The organism is Betaproteobacteria bacterium, assembly GCA_009377585.1.
Classification (GTDB): Bacteria; Pseudomonadota; Gammaproteobacteria; order Burkholderiales; family WYBJ01; genus WYBJ01.
In genome coordinates this window covers 23,702-39,942 of the sequence record WHTS01000054.1, presented here as the reverse complement: position 1 = coordinate 39,942, position 16,241 = coordinate 23,702, and the positions used below count along the sequence as shown (strand labels likewise).

General features: G+C 64.7%; 11 protein-coding genes, 1 tRNA gene and 2 pseudogenes. 9 read left to right on the top strand and 5 right to left on the bottom strand.

All coding sequences use genetic code 11. The annotated features are described in order from the left end of the window. The first annotated feature begins 16 nt into the window (after positions 1–16). The 3 genes and pseudogenes from GEV05_17305 (at position 17) to GEV05_17295 (ending at position 1,801) form a co-directional block, all read left to right on the top strand. The gene (locus GEV05_17305; GenBank protein MPZ45113.1) at positions 17–442 is read left to right on the top strand and encodes a hypothetical protein; all 426 of its coding nucleotides are present in this window, start codon (positions 17–19) and stop codon (positions 440–442) included. A gap of 52 nt (positions 443–494) precedes the next feature. After that, complete coding sequence (locus GEV05_17300) at positions 495–1,091, top strand: hypothetical protein (GenBank protein ID MPZ45112.1); 597 nt, start codon at positions 495–497, stop codon at positions 1,089–1,091. Further along, positions 1,088–1,801, top strand: a pseudogene (locus GEV05_17295) (tyrosine-type recombinase/integrase). The gene GEV05_17300 and the pseudogene GEV05_17295 overlap by 4 nt, the downstream one beginning before the upstream one ends. Positions 1,802–1,805: 4 nt before the next feature. Here GEV05_17295 and GEV05_17290 read toward each other — a convergent pair. After that, positions 1,806–1,881 (bottom strand) — tRNA-Thr (locus GEV05_17290). A 45-nt stretch (positions 1,882–1,926) separates the two neighbouring features. Beyond that, on the bottom strand, positions 1,927–2,349 hold the full coding sequence (locus GEV05_17285; protein MPZ45111.1) for a transcriptional repressor: 423 nt from the start codon (positions 2,347–2,349) through the stop codon (positions 1,927–1,929). 232 nt (positions 2,350–2,581) lie between these two features. Here GEV05_17285 and GEV05_17280 point away from each other — a divergent pair, with 232 nt between their 5' ends. The 6 genes and pseudogenes from GEV05_17280 to GEV05_17255 all read left to right on the top strand — a co-directional run bounded on the left by GEV05_17280 (position 2,582) and on the right by GEV05_17255 (position 11,741). Beyond that, positions 2,582–3,046: a prepilin-type N-terminal cleavage/methylation domain-containing protein gene (locus GEV05_17280; protein MPZ45110.1), complete on the top strand. Its 465-nt coding sequence runs from the start codon at positions 2,582–2,584 to the stop codon at positions 3,044–3,046. Positions 3,047–3,076: 30 nt separating this feature from the next. Then, complete coding sequence (locus tag GEV05_17275) at positions 3,077–3,634, top strand: prepilin-type N-terminal cleavage/methylation domain-containing protein (GenBank protein MPZ45109.1); 558 nt, start codon at positions 3,077–3,079, stop codon at positions 3,632–3,634. After that, complete coding sequence (gene pilV, locus GEV05_17270) at positions 3,625–4,320, top strand: type IV pilus modification protein PilV (GenBank protein MPZ45108.1); 696 nt, start codon at positions 3,625–3,627, stop codon at positions 4,318–4,320. The genes GEV05_17275 and pilV overlap by 10 nt, the downstream gene beginning before the upstream one ends. Beyond that, positions 4,317–4,421, top strand: a pseudogene (locus GEV05_17265) (prepilin-type N-terminal cleavage/methylation domain-containing protein). Before pilV ends, GEV05_17265 begins: the two are co-directional and overlap by 4 nt. A 1,029-nt stretch (positions 4,422–5,450) precedes the next feature. Beyond that, positions 5,451–6,023, top strand: a complete 573-nt coding sequence (locus GEV05_17260; GenBank protein ID MPZ45107.1) for a hypothetical protein — start codon at positions 5,451–5,453, stop codon at positions 6,021–6,023. 42 nt (positions 6,024–6,065) lie between these two features. Next, entirely contained in the window at positions 6,066–11,741 is a 5,676-nt protein-coding gene (locus GEV05_17255) for a hypothetical protein (protein ID MPZ45106.1), read from the top strand. Positions 11,742–11,884: 143 nt separating this feature from the next. Here the strand turns inward: GEV05_17255 and ispH are convergent, their stop codons facing one another. The 3 genes from ispH to ileS are packed head-to-tail and all read right to left on the bottom strand — an operon-like array spanning position 11,885 to position 16,215. Then, a complete protein-coding gene (gene ispH / locus GEV05_17250) occupies positions 11,885–12,838 on the bottom strand; it encodes a 4-hydroxy-3-methylbut-2-enyl diphosphate reductase (protein ID MPZ45105.1) in 954 nt (317 codons plus the stop codon). A gap of 19 nt (positions 12,839–12,857) precedes the next feature. Beyond that, on the bottom strand, positions 12,858–13,367 hold the full coding sequence (locus tag GEV05_17245; GenBank protein MPZ45104.1) for a lipoprotein signal peptidase: 510 nt from the start codon (positions 13,365–13,367) through the stop codon (positions 12,858–12,860). Further along, a complete protein-coding gene (ileS, locus tag GEV05_17240; protein MPZ45103.1) occupies positions 13,360–16,215 on the bottom strand; it encodes an isoleucine--tRNA ligase in 2,856 nt (951 codons plus the stop codon). Before ileS ends, GEV05_17245 begins: the two co-directional genes overlap by 8 nt. Between the last annotated feature and the right edge of the window lie 26 nt (positions 16,216–16,241).

The window sequence follows — 16,241 nt, the reverse complement described above, 5'->3', positions numbered from 1 at the left end:
AGCCTACTGGGCGCTCATGAAGATCGCGCGCCAGCACGGGGGGGCGTTCCTCTGCGACGGCGTCGGCCTCGGCAAGACGTTCGTCGGGCTGATGCTCATCGAGCGGTTGGTGCTGCATGAGGGCAAGCGCGTAGTGCTCTTCGCACCGAAGGCCGCCAAGGAGGGCGTCTGGGAGCCGCACCTAAACGAGTGGCTTGCGCACATCGGCGGCGTCGGCGGCAGCGCCGACTTCAGCAACCTTGCCGTGTTTAGCCATACGGACTTGAACCGCAAGGGCGACTTTCCGGAGCGCTTCAAGCGCATCGCCGAGTTGGCAGACGTCGTGATCATCGACGAAGCGCATCATTTCCGTAATCCCGGCCGGCGCGGCGATGCGGAAGCCAAGGAGCCATCACGGTACTACCGGCTAGCCGCGAGCTCGGGCACGAACGCGAGCAGGTAACTGCAATCTACTTAGGCCGCTAGGGGCGACATCGGTCCCGATCGAGCAGCCTATGTCCGAGAACACGAAACCGCCCGGCCTGCTCTTTCGCTGGCGCTGGCTGATCGCTTCCGAGCACGGACCGAGCTCGCCCACCACCCGGCATGTGCTCCTCACTCTTGCGCTGCACATGGCCGCCGATGGCAGTCGAGCCTTTCCCTCCGAGCAACGTCTGGCGCAAGAGACGGGGCTCTCCGAACGCGCCGTGAGTACGCATCTGCGCCTGGCGAGCGAACAGGGTTGGATCGTCCGCAGGCGCAGACGCCAGGTCGGCAAGGATTGGGCGCAGTACGATTGGGCGCAGTACGTCTACCAGGCCGCGGTGCCGGCGGGGCTGCCTGCACCTGAACCAAATTCGGGACCAATGCCGAATGCTGTGGAAGGAGATTCGCGTGCACCCGCACCTGGTGGCGACTTGGTCCCGAATCACGTTCCGCTTAACGCTACAAGGAACGCTACAGACAACACCACGGTGGGATTTGAGACATCCGACACCACAAGAGCGAAGCGGCATGCGGACTGCGCCACATTCCTCGCCGAGATTCGCCGCCAGATCTCAGAGCGCGAAGGCGTAGCGCCTGTAATCAATGAAAGGCGCCGGGCGCGATGAACCGCGCTTCGACATGGCGCCGTTTCAATTCGCCATTCATGCGAGCCCTCTCCCGACGAAGGAGAGCAACGCTGAGCCACCGCCCCCGGGTTCCATTGATTCGGCTCTATCCGGAACCGAAAGCGCCGCGTTCGCTGGCTGACACCGGAGCAGGCGGCGACATTGCTGGGGGAATTGCCGGAGCACTTGGCAGACCTCGTCAAATTCTCCATCGCCACGGGCCTGCGGCGCCGAAACGTTGTAGATCTGGAATGGTCGCAAGTGGATCTCGCGCGCAAGGTGGCGTGGATCTACGCAGACCAGGCGAAAGGCGGACGCGATATACACGTATCGCTCAATGCCACGGCCATCGAGGTATTGACGAAGCAGATCGGAAAGCACCAGGTGCGCGTATTCAGCTTCCGGGCCGGCCGATCAACCAGGTGAATACCAAAGCATGGAAGCAGGCGTTGAAGCGGGCCGGCATCGCGAAATTCCGCTGGCACGACTTGCGGCACACATGGGCCAGCTGGTTGACCCAGAATGGCGTACCGCTAAACGTGATTCAGGAGATGGGCGCGTGGCAGTCTGCGGATATGGTGAGGCGGTACGCTCACCTGGCTCCGGAGCAGTTCGGACAACACGCGAGAGTGGTCGACAAACTGCTCAATGGCACGTTTACGTCACAAGCTTCGCAGCAATCGAAGGATGAAAACGCTGCAAGCTGTTGAATTCTGGTGCTGTTGGTGTGACTCGAACACACGACCTACTGATTACGAATCAGTTGCTCTACCAACTGAGCTACAACAGCACGGGAGCGGGATTATAGGCGCGCCGCCGGGGGGCCGGCAAACGATCAGCCGGCCCTGGAGCGAACCCGAACGATGATGTCCACGCCTTCCGTGACGGTCCCCGAGGGCAGCGGCGGCAGCCCCGTCACTTCCACACTGCGGGCGTCGATGTCGGTCAGCTCGCCCGTATCCACGTCGTAGAAGTGGTAGTGCGGAGCCGTATTCGGGTCGTAAAAGACCTTGTTCGGATTCGCGATCACCTCGCGGATCAGGCCGCGATCGCGAAAGAGGTTGAGCGTGTTGTAGACGGTCGCCTTCGAGGTGGCGGGACGGCGCTCGTTGACGGCGGCGAGCACCTGGTCCGCGGACAGGTGGCCCGGGCTCGCAAACAGCGCACGCGCAATCTGCAGCCGCTGTCGGGTCGGATTGATGCCGTAGCTGCACAACAGCGCGGCCACGTCTTCCGAAGATTCGAGGCAGTTTCGCATATCGCTGAAGTATAAGGGGAACGGTACCGACCCGTCTAATTCGAGCCTATCCCGCCGACTTGCGGCGAGCGCAGGCACGTGTCTCGAGCCGCGTCCGGCGAATCGCCAATGTCTGCACCCATTCCGAAGCGGGCGCGCCTTTCGTTCCAGGCATCCGACCGCTTATCGGGCATGTATGGATCGGCCGCAAACCTGCGCCGTAACATCCGCTGCGTCCGACAAGGGGATTGGTATGCGTAGGGAGCACGGATTCACACTAATCGAATTGATGATCGTGGTGGCCATAGTGGCGATCCTGGCGGTCGTGGGATATCCGTCCTATCGCGATCACATCGCGCGCGGGCAGCGCTCGCAGGGGCAGCAGATGCTCTCGGACATCGCCCAACGCCAAGAACAATTCCTGCTCGACGCCCGTCGCTATGCGACCACGATGGCGGAGCTGCGCGTGAGCGCACCGGAAGGCATCAAATACGACGCGCCGAACCCCTGGACCTTTGACAACACGGCGACGCCGCCCAGCTACGTCATTTGCATGAGCCCGAGCGCAGGATCGAACCTCGCAGCCCGTGGCGATGGCAGGCTCTGTATCAACAACTTGGGGCAACGATGGCGCGAGGCGGTGGCTGGAGATGCCGCGTTCGATTCGAGCACGGATTGTGCTTGGGACAACGCGTCGTGCGCGCACTTGCCGCGGTGAGCGACGCCCGCTGCGCATGAAACCAGAACAATGGGCGAGCTGACGATCATGTCGGGATGCACGACGAGCCGCGGCTTCACCCTGATCGAGCTGATGATCACGCTCGCCATCCTGGCGATCGTGATCACCGTCGGCGTTCCTTCGCTCAGCGACTTCGTCGCGTCGCAACGGGTGCGGACGACAGCCTCCGACATCATCGCGGATATGGCGTTCGCGCGCGCCGAAGCGATCAAGGAGAGCCGGATCGCGATCATGGCGCCGATCAATGCGGCAAACTGGAAGGACGGCTGGCGCATCTGCGTCGATCTCGACGGCGGCGGTGATTGCGATGTTCCCGGTGAAGTCCGCAAGACGGCCACTCCCATCTCGGGCCGTACCAAGGTATGCGCAACTCCGGACGAGCCGATCGTATTTCGTCCCGACGGACGCAACACCCGCGCCGCAGGCCCGAGCGCTACGGATGGCATACGGGTGAGCGATGACCTCGGAGACGCCGTGGCCACGAACGACCGCGCTCGACTTGTTTACGTCGGGGTATCGGGACGCCCGAGCGTGGAGGTTCAAGACGGAGGAACGGTATGTCCGTAAGCGCCGCGAAAGCGAACCGCGAATCAGCCGGCTTCACCATGATCGAGGTTCTGGTGACGCTCGTCATTCTGATGATCGGGCTGCTCGGCATCGCGGGATTGATGGCGCAAGGCCAGCGCGCGTCGTTCGAAGCCTACCAGCGCCAGCAGGCCTTGGCGCTCGCGAACGACATGGCCGAGCGGGTGAAGGCGAACCGTCCCGGCGTGGACAATACCGCGGTCGCCACGACCTATGCCGCCGCCGTGCCGGTGGGGACGCCCGCCGGTACGAGCACGCGGTTCACCGCCCTGACCGCCGACGACATCGTCAACTGCGCTACCAGCAACTGCACCACCTCGGACATGGTCGAGTACGACGCCGCCATATGGGATGGGCTACTGGCCGGCGCAGCTGCGGAAACCGAACGCAGCACGGGAGCCGCGATCGGCCCGTTGCTCAATCCAAGAGGATGCATCCAGACGCCGAGCGAGACCGCCTGCGTCTGCGGCGGTGCTCCGGCGAGCCGGCAAGTCACCTACCGCATCAGCGTCGCCTGGCAAGGCAGCTATTCCACGTTCGAGCCCGCCGCCGCGGATACGTGCGGAAGCGGGCTGTACAACGATCCGCGAACCGGCACGGTAGACGATGCCTTTCGCCGGCTGGTGAGCGTCGACGTCTATACGGTTATCCCATGCGCATGCCCATGACACCCATGAATCGCTTCGCATCCCGGATGCGGCAGGCCGGCTTGACCTTGATCGAGCTGATGGTGGCGCTCGCGATCGGGCTGTTCCTGACGCTCGGGCTGGTACTGATGATGAGCGACTCGTCGCGCACCTTCAAAATCCAGGACGACTACGCGCGCATGCAGGAAAGCGCGGTGGCGAGCCTGCGCTACCTGGCCGACAGCCTGCGGCATACCGGCTTCTATGGCCTGGCGGCGTCCACGCTAACGCTCGAACCGTACGGCACTATCGGCGGCATCAGCAACGAATGCGGCACCGGCAACACGCTGACCACCGGCGTGCCGCTCTTCGGCTATCCGGACAGTACGACGGCCGCTGCGGCCGCGGCCGCGGTGCCTTGCATCAAGGCGGTGAATTTTCGCGGCCCCGGTCCGATCCTGATTGCCAGGCTCGGCACCGGTCTGCCCGTTGCCGACCCGAACAGCGACGGCAACTTCGCCGATGGCATCGCGGCCCAGCCCAACTTCACCAACACGCTCTACCTGCAGTCCGATGCGAATTACGGCTACGTATTCCGCGGCGGGGAATTCGCCAACTTGGTGACGGCGGAACTGGTCAAGAAGTTCGTGACCGGCAACCAGTTTCCCGTCTTTCCTTACCAGATGCACGTGTACTACGTCCGCCCGTGCAGTCGGCTCGGTGCGAACGGGCAGTGCGACGCAAGCGACGACTCCGGCCGGCCGATACCGACGCTGGTGCGCCAGGAGCTCGACGGCACGACGATGGTCGAGCGGCCGCTGGCCGAAGGGGTGGAGCGCATCAACTTCACCTACGGGCTCGATACGCTGCCCGCGCCGGACGGCGACGGCATCGCCGATCGCTTCGTGGCCGATCCGCTATCCATTTCCGCCGACGGCTGGACGCGCGTAGTGGCCGTTCGCGTTTCGATGCTGGTGCGCTCGCCGACCATCATCGCCGGACAGAACGACAGCGGCAAGGACTACGACCTCGATGGCGACGGCGCCGCCGACTTCAATTGCAATGACGCGGCTGTGCTCGCCGTCGACCCGCTGGCTTGCAGCTACAAGCGCGCCCTCTTCAGTCAGCTCATCCAGGTCCGCAACGTGGCGTTTCGCAGGGGAGCCTAGCTCATGACAACCCGTTCTTCAGTGCATGCAAGCGCAGCGTCACGTCGAGGAAAGCCGTCTCCGTCTGCACGGCGCGAGCGCGGCGCCGTTCTCATCGTCGGCCTGGTGATGCTTGCCGTCATGACGCTCCTGGTCGTATCGATGATAAAGACCTCCGTGGTCGAGCTGAAGATCGGCGGCGCGAACCAGATCGCGCAGCAGCACCAGACCAATGCGGAGGTGATGATCAACACCTTCATCAATGCCAACAACGGCCGGTTCGCGTCCAACTATCTGGCGTTGCCGGGAGGATCGGGGGGGCCGGCGGCTCTACCCGGGAACCCATCCAGCTCGTACAACGCATCCTCCACCATCTACTCGGTCGCCCCGACCACTCCCGATCCGGCCAGATCGTATCTCCTGGCCGATCTCAGCGTGCGCCAGATCCAGTGCTCGGGACAGCGTCAGACCGGCATCGCCATCGGCGCCATCCAGTTCGTATTCTTCGACGTGCGTTCCACCGCCACCGGCACGCTGGGCGGTTCGGCTACCGTGCACCAGGGCATCCGCTCGGTGGTTCCTGCGGGTTCTTGTTAGGCCGGCTCAGCCGCAACGCACCGAATCCTCGCGAGGTCAGACATGCGCAAGAAACGCTTCGTAACCAAGGCCACCGCGTGGGCGCTCATTGCCGCGCTGGCGAATCCCGCGCTGGCGCCGTGGGCGTACGCGCGCGACACCGACATCTTCCTCGGCGTCACCTCAGCCGTCGCCACCGCCGAGCCCAACATCCTGATCGTCATGGACACCTCGGATACGATGAACATTCCCGAGCCATGGCGCGAATACAACCTGCGCGATTCGAGCGGCAACCCGCGCTACGACTCGCACATCGAGTATCTGTGGAACGACCCGGCCTACATCAACACGATCAGCACCCAGGCGCCGGCGGACAACCTGTTCAGCAACGCCGGTTCTTCCCCGGACAACTATTTCTACAACTACAGCGGCACCTGTCCCAACGTCGCGAACCCCGACTGCCCGAAGGATTCCGGCTTCTTCGCCGGCGCGACCGATGCCGACCGCACCGCGTTGAAAACTGCGGCGCAGACCTACGCGGCGGCGACCGAAGCCGGAGACCCGGGTGCCCGCAGCACCTATCGCAACTACGCCGACGCCTCCTGGGTCTACTGGCTGCCTACGGGAACCGCGGAAACGGACAGCCGTTTGTGGTCGTTCGCCTTCAACCGCTTCGTCGGCGGGATTCGCGTATCCAATTTCAGCAGCAGCAACGGAAGTGCGAACCCGGTGGTTCGCGGCGGTTTCAACTACGGCAACAGGCGCGACTTCACCGAAGGCTCCTCATTCCGTGATGCAAGTAATTCGCTCAACCGGTGCACCGCATCTCCCACGGAGCTATTGCCGTCAACGGTATATGCACCGACCGAGCTTCCGCGCAATTCGGGCAAGTGGGTGAATCAGCAGTGGATGCGCTGGGAGCGCTGGCTGAACCTGGAAAGCGCACGGGCAGCGGTCTACCCGGGCAGCGACAACACGGTCACGTACAGCAGCGGAACGTATCGTATCGGCTATGTCGGCACGGGCTACGATCCGGCCGTCAATCCCTTCCCCGGTCCTAACGACCCGATCGTCAATCAGCCGGCGAGCACGCCGCATGGGGTGTCGACGGTACCGCCCGCGGTCCCCAACATCACGGCGTTTCGCGACAACATCGGAGGCAATGGCGGCCAGGGGCAACCTATTCGGGTCCAGCGAGACACGACCCCCGGTGATCCGGTTTTTGCAACCAATGACTCCCACGCCGGATGGGCTTCCCTCAATGCAGACCTGGGCGGCTACAACTTTCAGGCCGTCGTCAACTCAATGAACCAGGCAACCCTGCAGGCCTTGCGCGGGGTCTACGGCTATCCGCTGCTCGCTTCGGCCGGAGCGACGGCAACCGAACTCGAGCGCTTCAGCGCCTGGAAAGGCAACCGCGACGATGCCGCCGCCGCATTCGGGCTGAGGACCGGCACGCCGGCGTACTTCGACATCCGCCCCACCAGCGGCGGCCAGGACATCATCTTCAACAATTCCGGCGCAACCACCTACACGTGCACGCGAACCTGCGGAGCGCTTGCAGCAGACGCATCGGGTCCGACCAGCGATGGGGTCGACGGCAGCAATACGGCCCGGCGCTACTTCCGCCCCAACGCCTCGGGTCAGTACTGCAGCCCCAGCGGTACGCTGTCGGGTGATTGCAGGAGCATCACGGGCGATCCGCTGCATCCGGCCGACCCGCCGCTTTGTTCGCCCAACGGCATCCAGAATTTCATTGACAAGAACCACACCAGCTGCTCCTGGAGCGGCCGCAGCTCGAAATTCGTCGAAGGCGTCGGCACGGTGTACTACGGCGGGACCTGTTCGGGAAGCTGCCGCGGTGCCGGTTTCGTTCTGGGGGCTGCCAATTGTGGCGCGGGTGCGACCAGCACTACGTACTGCAACCCGGCGACGGCGGCCAACAGCGGCAGCAACTGGATCGGCACGTACACGATCGACGGCACAACCTACGACAACGTAACCAAGAACGTGACAGGGCAATGCGCGGACGTTGCGGACACCTCGCAAAGCTGCGGCGCGCGCAAACCCTTCACCTGCGTCTACGGCCCCGCCACGGTCGGAGCCTTCTGCCCCAACCGGACCAGCAATTCCAGCTCGGGCGGTTCCACGACACGCTATCCGGCATACAACCGCTGGGCCTTCGACAATAACCTGGTGCACGATTGCAAGGCGGACGAGCCGGCCAACAATGGCGGCCCCAACGCCTTCATGACCAACCAACCGCGCAACTTCAACCAGTCGTTCAACACGTCGATAAGCACCGACGAGACGGCTGCTGCCTATACCACGGCGCCGGGCCACGCGACCGCGCCGCCGGCGATCGATATGTATTCGGTCAACTACCTCAACTGGAAGTTCGGCCCCAAAGGCCCCAGCGGTGCACCAATCGGCCGCAAGACCCGATTGCAGATCGCCAAGGATGCCTTGGCCGACCTGATCGCGACCACCGACGGCGTTCGCTTCGGCGTGATGACGTTCAACTCGCTGCCGCAGGATACGACCTTGCGCTCGAGCCAGGGCAGCCAGGGCGGCAAGATCATCTTCCCCATCAAGCGCATGGGCAACAATTCAGCCGACCCCGATTTCGTCAACCGGGCGGCGCTGACCAATGCCATCAACAACCAGGTGGCCAAGGCGGCCTCGCCGCTGACCGAAACGATGTACGAGGCCTATCTGTATTTCAGCGGCCGCGCGCCGCGCTACGGCACCGCGACGGCGACAACGAACAACTTTGGCGCCACTGCCCTGCCCGCGGTCGGCGGCGGCAACGTGACCGACGGCGCGGACGCCACCGCGATCAGCGGATCGAGCTACGTGTCGCCGATGCTGAACAACCCGACCACTGCGACGCCCGCTTCGTGCCAGAAGAATTTCGTCATCATGATCACCGATGGAGGGCCCGAGCACGACGTCGATGCCAGCGACTTCGTGCCGGGCCTGAGCTATACGTCGCTCGCCGGGGTCATTTCGGCCGATACACGCGTCGATAGCACCCAGGCCGACACGTCCACCGGCCAGTTCGAAACCGGCGGCCTGCCCTATGAACAGCAAAGCCGGTTCAACGAGCTGCGCTCGGACGGCGGCTACGTGTGGCTGGACGAAGTCGCCTATTTCATGGCGCACGCCGATATGAGTCCGGGTGCTCGCCACAGCACGACGGAGTCGACCACCGATTCCCTGCTCGGAACTCAGGCGGTCACCACCTACACCATCGGTTTCGCCGGGGCAAACTCGCCGGTGGTGCAGAGCGCCGGCGAACGATCCGCCGGGGTGGGCGGCTACTACATTGCGGAGGATAGCGCCGGATTGGCCGCTGCCCTGACCGAGGTGCTCATCACCATTCGGGACTTCAGCCCGACGGTCGCGGCGCCGACGGTGCCTCTGTCGGCACTGAACCGCGCACAGAACGCGTCGGACGTCTACCTTGCCTTCTTCAGCCCATCGACGAGCCAGGCCTGGAAGGGAACGGTGAAGCGGTTCCGAATCGGCCTCGGTGCCTCTGATTGCGGCCCGAACAAGGACCTTTGCCTGATCGGCAAGACGGTGCTCGCCTCCGGGTTCAAGGACATCGAGAAGGTCGAGATCGATCCGGTGAGCAGCCTGGAGCAGGTCGTGGTGGACGAGCAAGCGGTGAGCTTCTGGAACCCGGTCACGCTCATGGATGGCAGCGAGCCCGATGTCGGCGGCACCGGGCACCAGCTCATCTCGCTCGGCACCTACACGCCGCAATCGCGCCAGGTCTACACGTACATCACCGGCAACTCGGTCTCGCCCTCGACCACCGTGACGCTCACCGACAGTACCAACCTGGTGACCGAGACGAATACCCGCATCACCAAGGCCATGCTCGGCAATGCGGCGATGTCGGACGCGGCCAAGAGCACCCTGGTCAACTTCATTCGCGGCGGCAATCCGGGCGATGCCGCCTGCAGCGACGCGCACGACCCGTCGTCGCCGACGCCGTGCACCACCTGGCGCAGTTGGGCGCATGCGGACGTGCAGCATTCCCGTCCGCTGATCGTCACGTACGATAGCTCGCCCGTGACCGACGCCGAGGTCGGGGGCACGACCACCCGCTCCAATGTGCAGTACCTGTTCTTCCTTACCAACGACGGCCTGGTGCACGCGATCGATGCCGCCACCGGGCAGGAAAAATGGGTCTTCCTGGTGGAGGAAGCGCTTGCGTCCATCGGCACTCAAATGTCGAACGGCGCCGGTCCGTCTCTCGACCTGGCGGATGGAAGCCCGGCGGTCTGGATCGATCGCGGCGATGCCGACGGCATCATCGACGGGTCGGAGCGCGTATGGCTGTTCTTCGGCCTGCGCCGTGGCGGCCGCGCCTACTATGCGCTGGACATCACCGACATCGATGCGCCGAAGTTCAAGTGGAAGATCAGCAGCAACTACCACCCGGCGGCGCCACCGACCAATCACCCCTACTACCTGCCGCTTGGCACGGACGGCGGAGACGGCAAACTGTGCAGCGGAACTTCCGCGTGTGCGGACAAGGCCGAGTACAAGCTGCTCGGACAGAGCTGGTCCACTCCAGTCGTGGGACGGATCGCGGCTTCCACGGGGAGACCCGCCGGCAACGCGGACCCGGTGGTGATCTTCGGTGGCGGCTACGATACGCAGCAGGACTTCATGAACATTGCAGCGCCCGGCACCGCACCACCGGCTGTGCCGCCGGCTCCGGTTCCGACTTCGACCACCGGCGACTACATCGGAAGAGCGCTCTACGTGGTCGAGGCGTCCAACGGCCAACCCATCAAAGTCTTCGCCGATAGCGGGGGCGACTTCCTCAATGCCAGCGGAATCTCGTGGAGCATCCCGTCCGACCTCACCGTGATCAACGCGGATCTGGATGCGCAGGGGCTGCTCGACCGGGTCGTGGTCGGCGACATGGGCGGCAATCTATGGCGCTTCGATATCGGCCAGGCCAACGTGAGCGCGTGGAAGGCGAAGCTCCTCGCGATCCTGTCGGACGCGGGCGTGCCGAACCGCAAGATCATGTTCCCGCCGACAATCGTGCCGCAGCACGCGCCCTTTCCAGTCGATTGGGATGCGATCTACGTCGGTACGGGCGATCGCGAGCACCCGCTCGTCACGCCCACATCCGACAAGATCTTCATGGTGACGGATTTCGATATCGGGCTCACGGCGACGACCGGTGCCGCGGCAAGTTTCGCGGCAGGGGACTTCCTGCAGATCGCGGTCACGGATACGTCCGGCGTCGTCCCGAGCGCTTTACTGAGCAAACGCGGCTGGTATCGCGATCTCGAGGCGGGCGAGAAGGTGACGGGCTCTCCGTTCGTGTTCAACCAGAGGCTGCGCTTCGGAAGCTACAATCCGGGCGCCGTGATAAGCGCGTGTCTGCCGCCGGGCGAAGGCCGATTGAACGAGATCGATGCCCTCTACGGCAACCTGGTCGACTTGAGTGGGGACGGTACGATCTCGGCGCGCGACCGCTACTATGCGGGCGTGAGCCGCGGCTACTTCTCGCCGCTGCAATCGGTCATCATCGGCAATCGCATCTACACGATCGCATTGTCGGGCGGAACCGTCTCGACCGAGACCGGCGCTTCGACACCGCCCACCGGATCGCCGTGCCAGGCCGGAGCGCAATTCTGGTATTGCCGCGAGCAGGAGATCGGCATCGCACAGCGCATCTACTGGTACATGGAGCCGGAGCTGTAGCTCGCGCGACCCGCGAGGCGCGTTGCGTCCGGCGCAGCGTCGAGCAGTTTCGCCGCTGCGCCCATCCCTCCCAAGGGGATCCAAGCGGAGCGGCGAGGATCCGGAGCATTCGTGCCTGCGCAATGAGCACAGGCCGCGTAGCGTCAGCGCGTAACCGCGCTCAGTGCCTTCGGCAGCTGGAAGGTGACGTTCTCCGAAATCCCGTCGGCCTCGATGATGCGGGTAGCGCCGAGCTCCCGGAGCCGCGCCAGAAGCTGATCAACCAGCACCTCGGGGGCGGAGGCTCCCGCGGTGACGCCGATGCGCTTCTTGCCTTCGATCCAGCGAGGATCAAGGTCGGCCGCCTGGTCGACCATATACGCCGGGATTCCCTGATGGATCGCCACTTCGCGCAGGCGGTTCGAGTTCGAGCTGTTGGGTGAGCCGACCACGATCAGCACGTCGCATTCGCGCGCGAGGCGTTTCACCGCATCCTGGCGGTTCTGCGTCGCGTAGCAGATGTCGTCCTTCTTCGGCGCCACGATCGCCGGAAAGCGCGCGCGCAGCGCATCGACGATCGCGCGCGCGTCGTCCACCGAGAGTGTGGTCTGGGTGACGTAGGCGACGTTGCCGGGATCGCGCACCTCGAGCTTCGCCACGTCGGCAACCGTCTCCACCAGGTGTATCCCTCCCTGCACCTGCCCCATGGTGCCTTCGACTTCCGGATGCCCGGCGTGCCCGATCATGACGATTTCGCGCCCGCCCTCGGCGGTTCTGGCGACTTCGACATGCACCTTGGTGACCAGCGGGCAGGTGGCGTCGAAGACGCGCAGTCCTCGCCCCTCGGCCTCGCGGCGCACCGCTTGCGACACGCCATGGGCGCTGAACACCACGGTGGCTCCGGCCGGCACTTCGTCCAGTTGTTCCACGAACACGGCCCCCTTGCGCCGCAGGTCGTCGACCACGTACTTGTTGTGAACGACTTCGTGACGAACATAGATCGGCGCGCCGTGCAGCGCGAGCGCGCGCTCGACGATCTCGATCGCCCGGTCCACGCCGGCGCAGAATCCTCTGGGCTTCGCCAGCAACACTTCCATGGCATCGCTCCTGTCGGTCATCGGATGTAGGCGTAGCCGGTCATTGGGTCGCGGCGTGCGACCCGTCCGTGCGCGCCTTCCTGCCCTGGCGGAAGGCATCGAACAGCAGCAGCGCGGCGCCGCAGGTGATGGCGCTGTCCGCGATGTTGAATGCCGGGAAAGAGTGCGGGCCCCAATGGAAATGGAGGAAGTCGACCACCGCGCCGAGGCGAACCCTGTCGATCACGTTGCCCAGCGCACCGCCCAGGACGAGGCTCAAAGCCACGCAGAACATCACCTGGCTGCGAGCCGCGCGCGCCAGCATCCACACGATCCAGATCGAGGCGGCCAGCCCGACGAGCAGAAAGAATTCGCGCTGCCATCCGGAGCCTCCCGCCAAAAAACTGAACGCGGCGCCGGTGTTGCGCACGTGCACCAGGTCGAACACCGGCCAGACGTAAATGCTGGTTCCGAGCGCAAGCGCGTGTTCGATCGCGAGCTTGGTCGCTTGGTCGGCCAGGATCACGCAGCCCGCGATCGCCAGCCAGGCAACGATGCGTTGCTCAGGCATAGGGACGCGCCTCGCCGCCGCTGTACAGGTTGGAAATACAGCGCCCGCACAGCGATGCGTGCTCGCCGTGCTCGGCGACATCGTCTCGGTAATGCCAGCAACGCGCGCATTTCGTTCCGCTGCTCGGGAGGACCCGGACTGCGATGCCTTCGACACGGCTCGGCACCGCCTCGGCATGCGTGCCGGTACAGATGCGCAGCGCCGAGGTGATGAACACGAAGCGCAGATGCTCGCCGAAATGGTCGGCCAGCGCCCGCGCTGCTTCATCGGCGACGTAGAGCTCGACCTCGGCGGCAAGCGCCGAGCCGATCCGGCCGGCGACGCGCAGGCCTTCCAGCTGCTTGCTCACGTCGGAGCGCAGCTCGAGCACGCGCTCCCAGCGCGACTCCAGGGCTTCGGTGTCCGCGAGCTGCGGCAGCTCGTGCCATTGCTGCAGGAACACGCTGTCCTCGCGCTTGTCGGCCAGAAAGGGCCATGCTTCTTCGGCGGTGAAGCTCAGGATCGGCGCGAACATCCGGATCAATGCATGCGCGATGTGAAAGAGCGCGTTCTGTGCACTGCGGCGCGCACGCGAGTCGGCTCCCGCGGTGTACAGGCGATCCTTGAGAATGTCGAGGTAGAAAGCGCCAAGGTGCTCGGAGCAGTACTCGTGCAGCCGCTGTGCGATCAGGTGGAAACGGTACTGCTCGTATTCGCGCACGACTTCTTCTTGCAGGCGCGCGAGGCGCGCAAGCGCGTAGCGGTCGATCTCGGCCCAGTCCGCGGTCGCAAGCCCATGCCGGGCCGGATCGAAATCGGCCAGGTTGGCGAGCAGGAATCGCAGCGTGTTGCGAATGCGCCGGTAGCTCTCGACCACCCGCTTCAAGATCTCGTCCGAGATCGAGAGCTCGCCGGAATAGTCGGTCGACGCGACCCATAGGCGCAGGATGTCGGCGCCCAGCGTGTCGACCACTTTCTGCGGCGCGATCACGTTGCCGAGGGACTTGCTCATCTTGCGCCCGGTGCCGTCGACCACGAAGCCGTGCGTGAGCAGCCCCCGATACGGCGCGGCGCCGTTCAGCATGCAGGAGACGAGCAGCGACGAGTGGAACCAGCCGCGGTGCTGGTCCGAGCCCTCCAGGTACAGGTCGGCCGGAAACGCCAGGCGCTCGGCATGCGACCCGTGGCCGCGATTGCCCGGGCCGCCCAACACGGTTTCGTGCGTCGCACCGGAGTCGAACCAGACATCGAGCGTATCGCGCACTTTTTCGTACGCGCTCGCGTCTTCGCCCAGGAACGCCTCGACGCCGACGCCCTGCCAGGCTTCGATCCCATCCTTGTCCACGCGCTGCGCGACCGCTTCGAGCAATTCCGGCGTGCGCGGATGCAGCGCACCCGTCTCACGGCGAACGAAGAACGGCATGGGCACGCCCCATTGCCGCTGCCTCGACAAGGTCCAGTCGGGCCGGCCGGCGATCATCGCGTGCAACCGCGCCTTGCCCCATTCGGGGAAGAAGCGCGTCGCGTTCACCGCGCGCAAGGCAGTCGCGCGCAACGGCTCGACCGGCTTCACACCCTGGTAGCCCGGCACCTCGTCCATCCCCGCGAACCACTGCGTGGTTGCCCGATAAATGATCGGCGTCTTGTGCCGCCAGCAGTGCATGTAGCTATGCGTCTCGGTGGCCCGCGCGAACAGCAGGCCCACCTCCTCCAGCTTGGCGACGATTTTCGGGTTGGCATCCCAGATCGACAGGCCGCCGAAGAATGGCAGCGAATCGGAATAACGTCCGTCGCCGAGCACCGGATTGATGATCTGGTCGTCGCTCATGCCGTAGCGGCGGCACGACAGAAAATCCTCCACGCCGTAGGCTGGCGCGCTATGGACGATGCCGGTGCCCTGCTCGGCCGTCACGTAGTCGCCGAGAAATACGGGCGACAGCCGATCGTAGAACGGGTGCCGGAAGTTGATTCGCTCCAGCGCGACGCCCTTGCGGCGCGCGAGTGTGCGCCCGGCGAGCCCGTAGCGTTCGAGACAGCGGTCCGCGAGCGCGTCGGCGAGCACCAGCAGCCCCTTTTCGGTGGCAATCAGCCGATAGTCGAAGTCGGGGTGGGCATTCAGCGCCTGATTGGCCGGCAGCGTCCAGGGGGTCGTGGTCCAGATGACCGCGTAAGCACGCGGGTCGGGCAAGCGCTCCAGGCCGAAAGCGTGCGCGAGGCGCTCAGGCTCGGCGATCGGAAAGCCCACGTCGACGGCGATATCCTCACGGTCGGCATATTCGACCTCGGCTTCGGCCAGCGCGGAACCGCAGTCGAAGCACCAGTTCACGGGCTTGAGCCCACGATAGAGATAGCCCTTTTGCAGCAAACGTCCGAGCGTTCGGATCTCGTTCGCCTCGGTGGCGAAATCCATGGTGCGGTAGGGATGCTCCCAGTCGCCGAGCACGCCGAGCCGGATGAAATCCGCCTTCTGCCGTGCGATCTGCTCGGTGGCGTACGCGCGCGCGAGGCGTTGCGTCTTCTCCGGCGGAAGATTCTTGCCGTGATCCTTCTCGATCTGGACCTCGATCGGCATGCCGTGGCAGTCCCATCCCGGCACGTAAGGCGCGTCGAAGCCCATCAGCGTGCGGCTCTTGACGATGATGTCCTTCAGGACCTTGTTGACGGCATGGCCGATGTGAATATCGCCATTCGCATAGGGAGGGCCATCGTGCAGGACGAACACGGGCTGGCCGCGGCGCGCCTGCCGAATGCGTTCGTACAGCTTCTCCGCCTGCCAGCGCGCGAGCATGGCGGGCTCGCGTTTGGCCAGGTCGCCCCGCATGGGAAACGTGGTGTCGGGCAGATTGAGTGTCTTCTTGTAATCGGTCATGGCGTGTGAGCCGGCCAGCCGGCCGG

Excerpts from the sequence above, each read along its gene's own strand:
- GEV05_17305 (MPZ45113.1), top strand. The coding sequence starts at position 17 with ATGAAGATCGCGCGCCAGCACGGGGGGGCGTTCCTCTGCGACGGCGTC.
- GEV05_17300 (MPZ45112.1), top strand. The coding sequence starts at position 495 with ATGTCCGAGAACACGAAACCGCCCGGCCTGCTCTTTCGCTGGCGCTGG.
- GEV05_17285 (MPZ45111.1), bottom strand. The coding sequence starts at position 2,349 with ATGCGAAACTGCCTCGAATCTTCGGAAGACGTGGCCGCGCTGTTGTGC.
- GEV05_17280 (MPZ45110.1), top strand. The coding sequence starts at position 2,582 with ATGCGTAGGGAGCACGGATTCACACTAATCGAATTGATGATCGTGGTG.
- GEV05_17275 (MPZ45109.1), top strand. The coding sequence starts at position 3,077 with ATGGGCGAGCTGACGATCATGTCGGGATGCACGACGAGCCGCGGCTTC.
- pilV (MPZ45108.1), top strand. The coding sequence starts at position 3,625 with ATGTCCGTAAGCGCCGCGAAAGCGAACCGCGAATCAGCCGGCTTCACC.
- GEV05_17260 (MPZ45107.1), top strand. The coding sequence starts at position 5,451 with ATGACAACCCGTTCTTCAGTGCATGCAAGCGCAGCGTCACGTCGAGGA.
- GEV05_17255 (MPZ45106.1), top strand. The coding sequence starts at position 6,066 with ATGCGCAAGAAACGCTTCGTAACCAAGGCCACCGCGTGGGCGCTCATT.
- ispH (MPZ45105.1), bottom strand. The coding sequence starts at position 12,838 with ATGACCGACAGGAGCGATGCCATGGAAGTGTTGCTGGCGAAGCCCAGA.
- GEV05_17245 (MPZ45104.1), bottom strand. The coding sequence starts at position 13,367 with ATGCCTGAGCAACGCATCGTTGCCTGGCTGGCGATCGCGGGCTGCGTG.
- ileS (MPZ45103.1), bottom strand. The coding sequence starts at position 16,215 with ATGACCGATTACAAGAAGACACTCAATCTGCCCGACACCACGTTTCCC.